This window comes from Cupriavidus basilensis (assembly GCF_000876015.1).
GTDB lineage: Bacteria > Pseudomonadota > Gammaproteobacteria > Burkholderiales > Burkholderiaceae > Cupriavidus > Cupriavidus basilensis_B.
Genome location: NZ_BBQM01000015.1, coordinates 402431 through 414687, shown reverse-complemented (window position 1 = coordinate 414687; position 12257 = coordinate 402431). Strand labels below are relative to the sequence as shown.

The following is a 12257-nucleotide window of genomic DNA, read 5'->3' as shown; positions in this document are numbered from 1 at the left end:
GCGCCGCGGCCCACGGGCAACGGCGCATGGCAGCGATACGGCAATCAGCCGCGCGCGTCGTCGTGGTCGGTGGACATGGCCACGTCTTCCCAGCGCGCCAGTTCGTCCTCGACGAAGCGGTTGGTCTCGCGGATCTTGCTCACGGTGTCGGAGCCCAGCGGCAGCCGCAGCGGCGGCTCGGCGCTGTCGGCCAGTCGCAGGATCGCTGCCGACAGCTTGCGCGGGTCGCCCGGCTGCTTGTGGTTGGCGGCGGCCATCATCGTGCGCATGGCGCCCACCGTGTCGGCATAGGCGTCGATCTGGCGCGCCGTCGACACCATCGAGGTCGACTCCAGGAAGTCGGTGCGGAAAAAGCCCGGCTCGACCACGGTCGCGTGGATGCCCAGCGGGGCCAGCTCCTGGCGCAGCGCCTCGGTGATGCCTTCCAGCGCGAACTTGGTGGCGCCGTACACGCCCCAGCCGGCATACGAGGCATAACCGCCGATCGACGAGATATTGATGACGTGGCCGCTGCCCTGCGCGCGCATGGCGGGCAGCACCGCGCGCGTGACGCTCAGCAGGCCGAACACGTTGGTGTCGAACTGGCGGCGCGTTTCCACGTCGCTGGCTTCCTCGACCGCGCCGAGCAGGCCATAGCCGGCGTTGTTGACCAGCACGTCGATGCGGCCGAAGCGCGCCACGGCCTCCTGCGCGACGGCAATCGCGTCGGCCTCGCTGGTGACGTCGAGCCGTGCCGCCAGCAGGTCGGGATGCTCGCCGAGCACCGCGATGACGGCTTCGGGATTGCGCGCGGTGGCGACCACGCGGTCGCCACGGTCCAGCGCGTCGCGCGCGATCAGCGCGCCGAAGCCGCGCGAGGCGCCGGTGATGAACCAGACCTTGGCGGGCTGGCGGGTGGAATGAGTGGTCTTGGCGGACCGGGTGCTGGACTGCGACATGATCGATCTCCTTCGGGTTGGGTTCCGGTTGCGGCTGTCTTCGTGACGTACCGCGGCTTTGGAGTCTTCATGGTAGGAGCCAGTCCATTGGCAAACTAGATAGCGCTTGTTTGTCTTTTTAACAACTTCCTGTTGTGAATTGCGCGCGCGGCCCGACAGCCGGAAAAACAAGAAAGGCGGCGTGCGGAGCCGGCCCGCTTCATGCAAAGGATTCTTGATCTTTCACGTTTCCTGGCGCTTCCAGCTCAGTCCGGCGGCCAGTGCCAGCGCCGCGCCCACGGCCAATGAGGCCACGGCAAAGCCGAGCCGCACGTCCCGGGCGCTTGCCCCATCGGGCGCGATCGAGATGAATAGTCCGCCGATCATGGCGACGCTTACCGCGGCGCTGATCTGCAAGGTGGCGGTCACCAGGCCCGAAGCCAGCCCCGCCCAGCGGGTTTCGACATGGTCCACGTTCAATCGCACCAGCGCGGGCAGGGCGATGCCTTGTCCGGCGCCGATCAGAAACAAGGGCAACGCGAGCCAGGATGGCGCGCCGGCGCAAGCCAGCGCCGCGACCATGGCCAGACCGAGCACCTCCAGGATCATGCCGGCCGCGGCGGTGCGGGACCCCATCCGCCGGGCGATGCGCGGGCCGCACAGTGGCCCGAGGAAGAAGCCAATGCCGAGCGGCAGGATGGCCAGGCCGGCTGCCAGCGCATCGTGGCCCAGACCGGCCTGTTCGTACACGGCGAACACCAGGAAGAACGCGGCGAGCGAATAGAAGAAGAATGTCGATGCCAGGCTGCGCCGCAACCCGCTCACGGCCAAGAGCGAGGGCAGCACAAGAGGCGTCCCGCCGGCGAGCTCCTGTGCCTTTTCGTACCGCCAGAAGGCCCACAACAACGGCGTGCTCAGGATCAGCAGCGCCAGGCACCACCACGGCCAGTGGTGTTCCCGCCCTTCGATGAGCGGTACCACAAGGGCCAGCAGGCCAGCCGCCAGCAGCAATGCCCCCGGCACGTCCAGGCGGCCCGAGCGCTCGGCTCTGCTTTCACGCAGAAGCACCAATGCCGCCGGAACGGCAAACACGATGATGGGAAGGTTGATCAGAAAGACGCTGCGCCACCCCAGGCCCCACGGACTGGCCGAAACCAGCACGCCGCCCAGCAGTTGACCGCCCACGGAAGCCAGGCCGAATGTCGCGCCATATAGGCTGAGCGCGCGATTCTTCTCGCTTGCCGGAAAGATGGCGTGTATTGATGCCAACGATTGTGGTGCCATGATCGCCGCGGAGATCCCTTGCAGCAGCCGGCCGACGACGAGCATGCCCGGTGACGGCGCCAGGCCACACCATGCCGAAGCGATGCCAAAGCCGACCATGCCGCCTGCGAATACGCGCTTTCGGCCATACAGATCACCTAAGCGACCGCCCAGGATCAGCGTGACGGCATAGGCCGCGGCATACACCGAGATCACCAGTTGCGAGACATCCGACGATGCCTGCAGGCCCGTCCGCATGGCGGGGAGCGCCACGTTGACGATGAAGAAGTCCAGGGGCGGCAAGAGCGTGCCGGTCAGCAGGACAACCAGGGCGAGCCAGCGGCGGGTGTCAGGGGCCGCTGCCTCGGAGGCCCGGGTCAACGTAGTCATGACGCGCGCGCCTTAAAGTGCAACCGCTCGAACACGCAGCGGGGCGATGGCGGTGAAGCGCGGCACATCGGCCATCACGGCGGAGACTTCGGGTGACGCAAATGCGGCTTCAAGCGCCGCTTCATCCCGGAAGACGCATTCACAGAGGGCAAGCGTTCCTGCCTGCGCGGCCACGGGAAAGAATGCGTTCAGGCTGAGCAAGCCGTACTGTTTCCACGCCGTCATGACCAGCGGCAGGTGAACCGCAACGTAGTGGTCACGATCAAAACGATCTTGCGGTGTGCCCTGATAGGTCACATAGACAACAACATGGGAAGCTTCGGTGTTCATGGCTTGAGGTTCCAGATACGACCGCCCCCGGAATAGGCGCGCAGTCGGTCCGTGGGGGACATTGATGACGGGGCCATGATGGCACCCACAGTATTGTCCGTGGACTGCCATTTCTGTATATTTCACGTACATTTCTGAACGGATGTGCATCACATGGAATGGAACGACGTCCGCATCTTCCTGGCGGTAGCGCGCGGGGGATCCTTTGGCGAGGCCGCCCGGAGGCTGGACGTAAGCCATCCGACGGTGGGCCGCCGCATCAAGGTGCTCGAGGATGAAGCCCAGCAACCGCTCTTTCGCCGGACCAAGGACGGGCTGGTGCTGACGGATGCCGGTGACACCGTGCTGGCGCTGGCGGAATCCATGGAGGATTCCGCGCTGTCCATGGAAAGGCGCCTGGCCGGCAACCACGAGCGCCTCGAAGGCATCCTGCGGATTTCGTCGGCGGACTGGTTTGCCGGCCATGTCCTGGCTCCCGTCCTGGTCGAGTTGACGCGCCGTCATCCCGCTGTCGTGCCGGAGGTCATCGCGAGCTATCGATTGCTCGACCTTTCACGCCGCGAGACCGACGTGGCCTTCCGAATCGTGCCGTTCAGCGAACCGGATATTGTCCAGCGCCGTCTGATGCGAATGTCATACGGTCTCTATGCCTCGGCCGAAACCGCGCGGGCATTGCAGAACGACCCGGCATCCGTCGGGGTCATTCTCATGAATACCGCACAATCGCACTTTCCCGACGTGGCCTGGGTACTGGACCGGTTCCCGCTTTGCCGGCGCGTCTTCACAAGCACGAGCCGGACGGTCCAGGCACAGATGTGCCTGAGAGGCATGGGCATTGCGGTGCTGCCAAGGCCGGTTGGCGATGCCGTCTCCGGATTGCGGCGCATCGAGACGCCGGAGCCGCCACCGGCGCGGGATATATGGGTGGGCTATCACCACGACCTGCGGCACATGGAACGCTTGCGGGCGATGCTGGATATCGCCGGCATGATGCTGTCGGATTCCGCGACCGCAGCGCACTGAGTCGCATCCCTTCAAGGCGATGTCCGCGCCTTCTCCCGCGACAGTTCCGCCACCGCCGTCACGCCCGCCAGATGCAGCAGCGCCTGCTCGGCGCCCCGGCTCGCCGCCGCCACGAAATCGATGAAGCGCCGCACCCGCACCGGCATGTGGCTGCGATGCGGGTAGTACATGTAGAGCCCCACGCTGTTGCTCGTGAGCGCCGGCAGGATCGGCACGAGGCGGCCGGACTTGATGTCGGCGTGCACCGCGTAGGCCGCCAGCTGGCCGATGCCGATGCCCGCGCGCACCGCCTCGACCTCGGCCTCCACGTCGTTGAACGTCACCACCGCCGGCAGCTCCTCGTAGACCAGGTCGCCCTTGAGCGCGATCTCCCACGGCACCAGGCGGCCCGTGACCGGGCGGCGGAATCCGGTGCACTGGTGGCGCCGCAGTTCCTCCAGGCTCTTCGGCTCGCCGTGCCGCGCCAGGTAGTCCGGCGCGGCGCAGATCAGCAGCGGCAGGTCGCACAGGCGGCGCGCCACCAGGTTGGGCCCGGGGCTGGTGCCGGCGCGGAAACCCACGTCGATGCGCGCCTCGACCAGATCGGTGAACAGGTCGCTGAGCACCACGTCGAAGGTCACTTCGGGATATTCCTCGCGGAAGGCCTTCACCAGCGGCACCAGCACGCGGCTGCCCACCGAGGGCGGCGCGGCCAGGCGGATCAGCCCGTCGCTCTCGCGCTTGCTGGCGCGCACCTGCTCGAGCGCCTCGTCCAGCTGCCGCATGCCCGGGTCGGCCAGCGCGAACAGGCGCGCGCCCTCCGTGGTCAGGCTCAGCTTGCGCGTGGTGCGGTGCAGGAGCCGCACGCCCAGTTCCTGCTCGAGCGTGCGCACCGCCTTGCTCACCGCCTGCGGCGTCACGCCCGCGTCGACGGCGGCCTGGTGAAAGCTCCTGGCTCTTACCACGCCGAGAAACAGGGTCAGTACGCGCGCTTTGTCCATGATCGGCAACGTAGGGTTGGGAAAGCGGCAAGGATAGTACGTCCCGCGCACGTGCGGCGCGCCGGTTGCGCGGCCGACACAGCCCGCGCGTGGGCGGCGCGCGCGCCGCGGGCGCTTTGTGCGGCACCCCACAAACACGGGCCCGGCCTGCTTGTAGGCTCACTTCTCGCCGCCAGCGCGCCGGCCCGGCAGGGAGGCCGCGCGCGCGGCCAATCCCCGGAAAACACAAAACCGGACGGGAGCGGGACATGCTGCAGGAAGCGTTGCGGGAGGCGTTGCGAGAAGCGATGGAGCGGGCCAGGCAGATCCGGCGCAGCGAACGGTTCAAGTACGCGCTGGCCACCTTCAGCCGGCTGGCGCTGCACGCCCGGCAGCGCCTGAACCCGGGCGTGTTCGCCATCGACATCCACGAGAACTCCGGTTTCTTCTCCGTGCTGCAGATGGTCCTGTTCATCCTGATGTACTGCGAGGAAAAAGGCCTGGTCCCGCGCATCTCCGCGCACGGCCCGATCTACGGCGACCCGGACGGCAGGATCGACTGGTTCTCGACCTTCTTCGAAACCGTGCGGCCGCCACCGGACGCCGCGCCGGCGCGCAAGGTCAGGACGTCGCGCGTCCACGACCTCGTGCAACTGGGCCTGCGCGGGCGCTACGAAGCCCGGCTCGAACTCAAGAGCGCCAGCGCCCTGTTCCAGGCGCACTACCGGCCCGCGGCCTTCATCCGCGATGAAGTCGACGCGCTGTGCGCCACGCTCGGCATCGGCGAGACCACGCTCGGCGTGCATTTCCGCGGCACCGACAAGCGCCACGAAGCGGAATCCATGAGCTGGGAGGCGTTCTGCCAGGTGGTGGCGTCGACGCTGGCGGAGAACCCGCGCCTGACCAGTCTTTTCGTGTCCAGCGACGAGGCGGCGTTTCTCGATTTCTTCGCCGCGTGGCCGTTCGGCAAGCCCGTGCGCGTGGCGCCATCGAAACTGCTCGCCGACGGCAGCATGCCGATCCATTTCCGGGGTTACGCCGGCCTGGAAATCGGCCGCGAGGCGCTGGTCTCCAGCCTGCTGCTGTCGCGCTGCGGGTTTCTCGTGAAGACGCCGTCCTACCTGTCGGCGTGGTCCAAGATATTCAACCCGGCGCTGCCGGTCAGGCTGGCATCGCCGCCGCGCCCCGATGCGTTCTGGTTTCCGGACAGCCAGTTGTGGGCCGAGAACGACATGGCGCCGGCGGCGTGAGCGGCGCGGCGGCGCCCGCCTTCGTCATGGCGGCATCGTGCCGCGCGCGGCGCAAAGCAAAACGCCCCGAATGGCATTCGGGGCCATCGGGACGTTTCCGGCCGGCGCCGCCGGGGCAGGCGCCGCGCGCTTACTTGTCGGTGCCGACCGTCGGCGCCTTCTTGTGACTGCGTGTCTTCCCGTGCGCTTTCGTCGTCTTCGAGTCGGTCAGCGCGGAAGCGGTGCTCTGCCTGGCCCCCTGGGTATAGGGGTCGAACTTGTCGTTGGCCCGCGCCGTGTCCGGCACGTAGCCATCCTTGTTCGTCACACGCTGCGGGTCCGGCACGTAGCCGTCCTTGTTGGTGCTGCGCATGTTGTAGTCATAGCGGTCGGCCGGATTCGCCGGGCCGGCGGCATGGACGATACCTGGAACGAGAACGGCAATTGCCAGCGCGATAGCGATTTTCATAGGTCACTCCTTCCAATCGAGGTCCGCGGCCCCTCGCGCTAACCCGGCGCAGTGGCCTCCGTCTGACAGCGTAGCTGCCGGCACGGCAAAGTTCCAGTACGGTTTTTGCTTTCGGCCCGGGCGCCGCGCCCGCGCTACGGATTGGCATGCAGGTAGGCCAGCAGGTCCGCGATCTGCCGCTCGCTGCCGAGCCCCCAGAAACGCATCCTGGTGCCGGGCACGACCTTGCCCGGCGACGAAACGAACGCCGCCAATGTCTTCTCGGACCAGACAATGCCCGACTGCTTCATGGCGGCAGAGTATTGATAATCGCTCGTGCTGCCGGCAACGCGGCCGAAGATGCCATTGAGCTGCGGCCCGAATCCGCCGCGCGCCGACGGCCCGACGCTGTGGCACGACGCGCATTTCGAGGTGAAGACATTGCTGCCGGCCCGCGCGTCCCCGGCGGCATGCGCCGCGGCGTGAAACGCGAAGGCCAGGATCAATACTGTGGATTTTTTCATTGTGGCCGGGCAGCCGCGCCGGACGGCGCAGAGGCAGCCGGGCGGGGAGAGAAATTGTCGAACAGCACGGATTGTGCAGGATTATTGGACAGCCTATGCCAATCTTCCAGATTGAACCCGCGCGAGCCGCGCACTATTGTGTGGGTTCCCTGAACTACCCGCCCATATCGCCATGTTCGAAGTCCGCGGCTACGCCGTCCATAACGCCGAGTCTCCCCTCGTCCCGTTCCGCTTCCATCGCCGCGACGTGGGCAGCCACGACGTGCGGATCGAGATCCTCTACAGCGGCATCTGCCACTCCGACCTGCACCAGGCCCGCAACCACTGGAGCAACTCGCTCTACCCGATGGTCCCCGGCCACGAGATCGTGGGCCGCGTGGCCGAGGTCGGCAGCGCCGTGACCGGCCTGCGGGTCGGCGACTACGCCGGCGTGGGCTGCATGGTCGATTCCTGCCGCGCCTGCGCGGCCTGCCGTGCCGACCTCGAGCAATACTGCGAGCAAGGCGCCACACTGACCTACAACGACAAGGAACGCGGCAGCGACCAGCTGACCTTCGGCGGCTACGCCGAGCAGATCGTGGTCGAGCAGCGCTTCGTGGTGAAGGTCTCCCCCAAGCTCGACCTCAAGGCCGTGGCGCCGCTGCTGTGCGCCGGCATCACCACCTACTCCCCGCTGCGCCACTGGAAGGTCGGCCCCGGCCAGAAGGTCGGCGTGATCGGCCTCGGCGGCCTCGGCCACATGGGCATCAAGTTCGCCAAGGCGCTCGGCGCGCACGTGACGATGATCACCACGTCCCCCGGGAAAGGCAAGGACGCCACCCGCCTCGGCGCCGACGCGGTGCTGCTCTCGCGCGACGCCGACGACATGGCCCGCCACGCCCGCAGCTTCGACTTCCTGCTCAACACCATCCCGACCGGCCACGACCTCAACCCCTACGCCGCGCTGCTCAAGCTCGACGGCACGATGGTGCTGGTGGGCGTGCTGACCGACATCGAGCCGCTGGCCGGCATCAGCCTGATCGGCGGGCGCAAGTCCATCGCCGGCTCCGCCATCGGCGGCATGGCCGAGACGCAGGAGATGCTGGATTTCTGCGCCGAGCACAACATCGTCAGCGACATCGAGATGGTGCCGATCCAGGCCGTCAACGAAGCTTACGAGCGGCTCGAAAAGAACGACGTGAAATACCGCTTCGTGATCGACATGGCGTCGCTGAAGGAAGAAGCCGCCGCCTGACCCGCGGCGCGGGCGGCGGCATGCGGACAACGCAAGCGTTGCCCCGCATGCCGCCCTCCCCGCCGCGCGGCCTAGCGCACGATCTGCGGATAGATCCGGGTGCTGACCGCCACCATGCCCAGCAGCGTGACCCCGAGCACGGCCCCGTCCACCGCGAGGCCGATGCCGCCGCCGGCAGCGCGCCCGGACAGCAGCAGCGTGCGCAACGCATCCACCTGGTAGGTCAGCGGATTCAGGTGCGAAATGACCTGCAGCGCGCGCGGCATCAGGGAAGTGGGATAGATCGCGTTGCTGGCGAAGAACAGCGGCATGGTCAGCAATTGCCCCACGCCCATGAAACGCTCGCGCGTCTTCACCAGGCAGGCGATGATCAGCGAGAACGTGGAAAACACCGCCGCGCCGAGCAGCACGAACACCACCAGCCCCGCCAGCGACAACGGGTCCCACTGCATCTTGACGCCGAGCAGCGCGGCCAGCCCCATGACCACCACGGCCTGCACCAGCGCGCGCACGCCGCCGCCCAGCGCCTTGCCCAGCACCAGCGCGGCGCGCGGCGTCGGGCTGGCGAGAAACTTGTGCACGATGCCCAGGTCGCGTTCCCAGATGATGGAAATGCCGTTGAAGATGGCGATGAACAGCACGCTCTGCGCCAGGATGCCCGGCACCAGGAAATCCAGGTAAGGCACGCCGCCGGTATCGATCACGCGGCCGTGGCTCATGACCTGCCCGAATATCAGCAGCCACAGCGCGGGCTGCACCGCGCGCGTCACCAGTTCCGTGGGGTCGTGCCAGAGCTTGCGCACCTCCATGTCGGCAATGGCGAAGGTCTTGGCAACGAAGGCCACCACCGGCCAGGGCCTGCCCGCGTCGCGTTGCGGCAGCACGTCAGGCAAGGCGGTTGGCGGAGCGGCGGGTCTGAGAGGTTTCATCGTAGGCACCTTGCTGGGCAGCGTCCGCGCTGGTGTAGTGTTCGAAAACGTCTTCAAAGCTGGCATGCGCGCCGACGACAGCCTTGAGTTCCGCGGGCGAGCCGATCGCGGCGATCGTGCCGTGATTCATGATTCCGACCCGGTCGCACAGCCGCTCCGCCTCTTCCAGGTAGTGCGTGGTCAGCAGGATGGCGCTGCCGAACTCCGCCTGCAGCTTCTCCAGCTGCTCCCACACGGAGATGCGCGCCACCGGGTCCAGCCCGACGGTGGGCTCGTCGAGGAACAGGACCCGCGGCCGGTGCAGCGTGGATTGCGCGATCTCCAGGCGCCGGATCATGCCGCCGGAATAGGTCTTGACCAGCTTGTGCCCCACGTCGGCAAGATCCATGAACGCGAGCGCATCCTGGATGCGCTTCTCGCGCTGCGCGCGCGGGATGTCGTAGAGCTTGGCGAACACCAGCAGGTTCTCGAAACCCGACAGGTCGCCATCCGCCGACAAGGCCTGCGGCACATAACCGATGATGCGCCGCACGGACGCGGCCTCCCGCACGATGTCGAAGCCGCCCACCGACGCCGTGCCTCCGCTGGGCGGCAGCAAGGTCGTCAGCATCTTGATCAAGGTCGTCTTGCCCGCCCCGTTGCGGCCCAGCAGGCCGAAGACCTCGCCCGCCTCGATGGACAGCGTCAGGCCGCCGACCGCCGTCATGCTGCCGAAACGGCGGACCAACGCATGGGTTTCGATGATGGGCTGGGACATCGGTCTCCCTCGGGCAGGACTGGCGGGTACGGATGAACGGGCGCGGCCGTCCCGCATGCTGTCGTTGCCGGGCCGGCCGCCGATCTGCTCAATCTATACGCCGCCCGCCGGGGGCCCTTGATGTGGGTCAAGGTCGCTTCGCGGCCTGCGGCGAGCCATGTCATCCCGCGGCGGCGGGAACATACAGGATGGACCGGACACTAGCGCGCTTCGCCGCCCGCGGCGGCCATGCCGCTGTCCGTGGGCATGGGCAGGCCGGTGAATTCAACCTTGTGGGTTTCCATGCTGCAACAGGCATGGGGGCAGGCAGCGACGATACTGACATTCACTGCGCGGGCGACTTCCGGCTTGGCAGGGTCGTCCAGAAGGGATTTCCGCGCGCTCGACTCAATCCTTTCCGGATTGAATCCCCGGTCGAGAAAGAAGCGACGAACCGTCTCGGCCCGCGCACTGATAAGTGACACACCTCCTGCTTCACCCCCGACCCGATAAGCATCGACAAGGAAATAGTCGTAGTTCGGGTAGTTGACCCGCTGCTCCGCAAGCCATGTTCCCAGTTTAAGCGCCGCGTCGGCGGTCAGCATGTGTGAATGCTTGGGAAACCGCAGGTATATATCAGGAAAACCCGGACTGCATGCATACGTTGTGCCGGTCGACAAGCACATTGCCAGAATGGCTCGCCTGAGCCATTGCCTATGCCGACACATCGGTCCACTGCTATTTTTCTTGGACATCAGTTCTCCAGTTGATTGATTTCATTTCGATGGTTGCGGCCCGGGACAGCACGGATGCGGACAACGCGGATCGACGGAGATATAGGCGGTGTTCGCCAGCCGCCGCGCTTCGGCGTTCGGGGGGGCGTCGTAGCCGTAGTTCTTGATCTCCGCATCCAGAATGTCCGACTCCTTGACACCAAAATTCAACAGCAACCGCTTCAAGTCCTGCGCCCTGATCTTTGCCAGACGGGCCGATATGCCAACTCGTGGATTTTTCTGAACCGAAATGGAATACGTACCGTCATTGGGGAAGGACCGTCTCGCCATCCCCCTCCAGTCAGCCATGCGGCGAATTTCGCTGGCCGAAAGAGTGATCCGCTGGCCCTCATAGAGAGGTTCGTATTCAACATATGGCGGATGGCAAGCGAAAGCAGACCAAGTTGATACCAACGGGATTAAACCCAGTAAATATTTCATCAAGGCCTCCATACCGGAACGTTGCCGGTCCAGTTAGGAATATTTGCCACATAGTACGAAATATTATCTGCATTGTTTATGCAAAATTCATCTCGTGCGGCTGCCTTCTCCATTGATATGCGGATACTTGACCAAGTGTCCCTGCTATCCATCGCCAATGGAAAATGTGATATCTCATGTATCAGAATGGTAAGTTTTGACTCTTTATTGAACGGGACACCATGAATACTGTTTGCCTCGACATCGGTTCGGCAAAATATATCCCCGATAAAAATCATATACGTTCCATCGGGCTTACAGACGGAGGCCGTTGGTGGCAACTCATCCTCCCTAGCCCTCGGCACACACCCCACCCGCGCCAGCCCCTCCACCGTATAGCGCTCATAGTTCCTGTCGGTCAGCCCGCGCATGATCTGCCGCATGCGCGCCATCCCGCCACGCAGCCGCTCCCGCGTATCCTCCCGCGCATTGCCGAACCAGAGCCTGACCTTGTCCTGGTCCGCGGTGTCCCACCGTTCCAGTTCGGCCAGCCGGTCGCCCAGCAGCCGCACGGCCTTGTCGCGCAGCCGGTTCATGGTGGCGTAGAACTCCGCGTTGCTCATGTTCTGGCAGATCAGCGTGGGGTCGTCCGCGGCCGTTTCCCGCGGCGCGCCTTCGGTCAGCTTGTTCGAAGCCGCCACGGGCGCGGCGGCGCTGCCCGCCGGCGGACGGATGCCGCCGCGGTTCACCTCGATGGTGAAATCGTCCTGCGAGGCAATGACGACCGGCTTGTCCGCGCATTTGCAGTTCACGCGCGCGCCTTCGACCAGGACCTGCGTGCCCATCACGCTGAACGACGGCTGGCAGTCGTTGGTGACGACGCCGCTGCCCTGGCATGCCGGGCAGGTGGCGATGTCGCCCTCGACGCCGAGCCGCACGCCGTGGTGCGTCATCGCGCCGGTGCCGATCAGCGTGCCGTTGCTGCTGGTGCGGTCGCCGTTGCGGAGCGCTCGTCGCATGTCCATCATCAGAAGACCTCTCGCGGTTGGATGGGTTGGCGCGGTGACGGCCGTCGCCGCGCG

Annotated in this window: 14 protein-coding genes; 3 read left to right on the top strand and 11 right to left on the bottom strand. The window is 66.0% G+C overall.

From position 1 onward, the window contains the following. Positions 1–44: 44 nt before the first annotated feature. The 3 genes from KF708C_RS15805 to KF708C_RS15795 all read right to left on the bottom strand — a co-directional run bounded on the left by KF708C_RS15805 (position 45) and on the right by KF708C_RS15795 (position 2900). A complete protein-coding gene (locus KF708C_RS15805) occupies positions 45–938 on the bottom strand; it encodes an oxidoreductase (protein WP_059412533.1) in 894 nt (297 codons plus the stop codon). Between the two features lie 222 nt (positions 939–1160). Next, positions 1161–2570: an MFS transporter gene (locus KF708C_RS15800; RefSeq protein WP_059412532.1), complete on the bottom strand. Its 1410-nt coding sequence runs from the start codon at positions 2568–2570 to the stop codon at positions 1161–1163. A 12-nt stretch (positions 2571–2582) separates the two neighbouring features. After that, positions 2583–2900, bottom strand: coding sequence for an EthD family reductase (locus KF708C_RS15795; protein ID WP_059412531.1), 318 nt, complete (start codon positions 2898–2900; stop codon positions 2583–2585). A 153-nt stretch (positions 2901–3053) separates the two neighbouring features. Here KF708C_RS15795 and KF708C_RS15790 point away from each other — a divergent pair, with 153 nt between their 5' ends. After that, positions 3054–3923: a LysR family transcriptional regulator gene (locus KF708C_RS15790; RefSeq protein ID WP_059412530.1), complete on the top strand. Its 870-nt coding sequence runs from the start codon at positions 3054–3056 to the stop codon at positions 3921–3923. 11 nt (positions 3924–3934) lie between these two features. On the opposite strand, the gene KF708C_RS15785 is transcribed toward KF708C_RS15790, so the two are convergent. Then, positions 3935–4903: a LysR family transcriptional regulator gene (locus tag KF708C_RS15785; protein ID WP_059412529.1), complete on the bottom strand. Its 969-nt coding sequence runs from the start codon at positions 4901–4903 to the stop codon at positions 3935–3937. Between the two features lie 248 nt (positions 4904–5151). Here KF708C_RS15785 and KF708C_RS15780 point away from each other — a divergent pair, with 248 nt between their 5' ends. After that, on the top strand, positions 5152–6132 hold the full coding sequence (locus tag KF708C_RS15780; RefSeq protein ID WP_059412528.1) for a hypothetical protein: 981 nt from the start codon (positions 5152–5154) through the stop codon (positions 6130–6132). A 130-nt stretch (positions 6133–6262) separates the two neighbouring features. Here KF708C_RS15780 and KF708C_RS15775 read toward each other — a convergent pair whose 3' ends face one another. Both KF708C_RS15775 and KF708C_RS15770 read right to left on the bottom strand, forming a co-directional pair. Then, positions 6263–6580, bottom strand: a complete 318-nt coding sequence (locus tag KF708C_RS15775; protein WP_059412527.1) for a hypothetical protein — start codon at positions 6578–6580, stop codon at positions 6263–6265. Positions 6581–6714: 134 nt separating this feature from the next. Beyond that, positions 6715–7083 (bottom strand): c-type cytochrome, encoded by a 369-nt coding sequence (locus KF708C_RS15770; protein ID WP_059412526.1) that lies wholly within the window; start codon positions 7081–7083, stop codon positions 6715–6717. A gap of 172 nt (positions 7084–7255) precedes the next feature. Between KF708C_RS15770 and KF708C_RS15765 the strand changes: the two genes are divergently transcribed. Next, complete coding sequence (locus KF708C_RS15765; protein WP_020203417.1) at positions 7256–8317, top strand: NAD(P)-dependent alcohol dehydrogenase; 1062 nt, start codon at positions 7256–7258, stop codon at positions 8315–8317. Between the two features lie 71 nt (positions 8318–8388). Here KF708C_RS15765 and KF708C_RS15760 read toward each other — a convergent pair whose 3' ends face one another. The 5 genes from KF708C_RS15760 to KF708C_RS15750 all read right to left on the bottom strand — a co-directional run bounded on the left by KF708C_RS15760 (position 8389) and on the right by KF708C_RS15750 (position 12203). After that, complete coding sequence (locus KF708C_RS15760) at positions 8389–9246, bottom strand: ABC transporter permease (protein WP_081651420.1); 858 nt, start codon at positions 9244–9246, stop codon at positions 8389–8391. After that, positions 9203–10003, bottom strand: coding sequence for an ATP-binding cassette domain-containing protein (locus tag KF708C_RS15755; RefSeq protein ID WP_059412525.1), 801 nt, complete (start codon positions 10001–10003; stop codon positions 9203–9205). The genes KF708C_RS15760 and KF708C_RS15755 overlap by 44 nt, the downstream gene beginning before the upstream one ends. Before the next feature lie 200 nt (positions 10004–10203). After that, the gene (locus tag KF708C_RS35690) at positions 10204–10587 is read right to left on the bottom strand and encodes a hypothetical protein (RefSeq protein ID WP_156173840.1); all 384 of its coding nucleotides are present in this window, start codon (positions 10585–10587) and stop codon (positions 10204–10206) included. A 171-nt stretch (positions 10588–10758) separates the two neighbouring features. Then, the gene (locus KF708C_RS35685) at positions 10759–11196 is read right to left on the bottom strand and encodes a hypothetical protein (RefSeq protein ID WP_156173839.1); all 438 of its coding nucleotides are present in this window, start codon (positions 11194–11196) and stop codon (positions 10759–10761) included. Continuing rightward, positions 11196–12203, bottom strand: a complete 1008-nt coding sequence (locus KF708C_RS15750; RefSeq protein ID WP_059412524.1) for a M35 family metallo-endopeptidase — start codon at positions 12201–12203, stop codon at positions 11196–11198. The genes KF708C_RS35685 and KF708C_RS15750 overlap by 1 nt, the downstream gene beginning before the upstream one ends. Between the last annotated feature and the right edge of the window lie 54 nt (positions 12204–12257).

Excerpts from the sequence above, each read along its gene's own strand:
- KF708C_RS15805 (WP_059412533.1), bottom strand. The coding sequence starts at position 938 with ATGTCGCAGTCCAGCACCCGGTCCGCCAAGACCACTCATTCCACCCGC.
- KF708C_RS15780 (WP_059412528.1), top strand. The coding sequence starts at position 5,152 with ATGCTGCAGGAAGCGTTGCGGGAGGCGTTGCGAGAAGCGATGGAGCGG.
- KF708C_RS15775 (WP_059412527.1), bottom strand. The coding sequence starts at position 6,580 with ATGAAAATCGCTATCGCGCTGGCAATTGCCGTTCTCGTTCCAGGTATC.
- KF708C_RS35685 (WP_156173839.1), bottom strand. The coding sequence starts at position 11,196 with ATGAAATATTTACTGGGTTTAATCCCGTTGGTATCAACTTGGTCTGCT.
- KF708C_RS15750 (WP_059412524.1), bottom strand. The coding sequence starts at position 12,203 with ATGATGGACATGCGACGAGCGCTCCGCAACGGCGACCGCACCAGCAGC.
- KF708C_RS15755 (WP_059412525.1), bottom strand. The coding sequence starts at position 10,003 with ATGTCCCAGCCCATCATCGAAACCCATGCGTTGGTCCGCCGTTTCGGC.
- KF708C_RS15795 (WP_059412531.1), bottom strand. The coding sequence starts at position 2,900 with ATGAACACCGAAGCTTCCCATGTTGTTGTCTATGTGACCTATCAGGGC.
- KF708C_RS35690 (WP_156173840.1), bottom strand. The coding sequence starts at position 10,587 with ATGCTGACCGCCGACGCGGCGCTTAAACTGGGAACATGGCTTGCGGAG.
- KF708C_RS15770 (WP_059412526.1), bottom strand. The coding sequence starts at position 7,083 with ATGAAAAAATCCACAGTATTGATCCTGGCCTTCGCGTTTCACGCCGCG.
- KF708C_RS15760 (WP_081651420.1), bottom strand. The coding sequence starts at position 9,246 with ATGAAACCTCTCAGACCCGCCGCTCCGCCAACCGCCTTGCCTGACGTG.
- KF708C_RS15800 (WP_059412532.1), bottom strand. The coding sequence starts at position 2,570 with ATGACTACGTTGACCCGGGCCTCCGAGGCAGCGGCCCCTGACACCCGC.
- KF708C_RS15785 (WP_059412529.1), bottom strand. The coding sequence starts at position 4,903 with ATGGACAAAGCGCGCGTACTGACCCTGTTTCTCGGCGTGGTAAGAGCC.
- KF708C_RS15765 (WP_020203417.1), top strand. The coding sequence starts at position 7,256 with ATGTTCGAAGTCCGCGGCTACGCCGTCCATAACGCCGAGTCTCCCCTC.
- KF708C_RS15790 (WP_059412530.1), top strand. The coding sequence starts at position 3,054 with ATGGAATGGAACGACGTCCGCATCTTCCTGGCGGTAGCGCGCGGGGGA.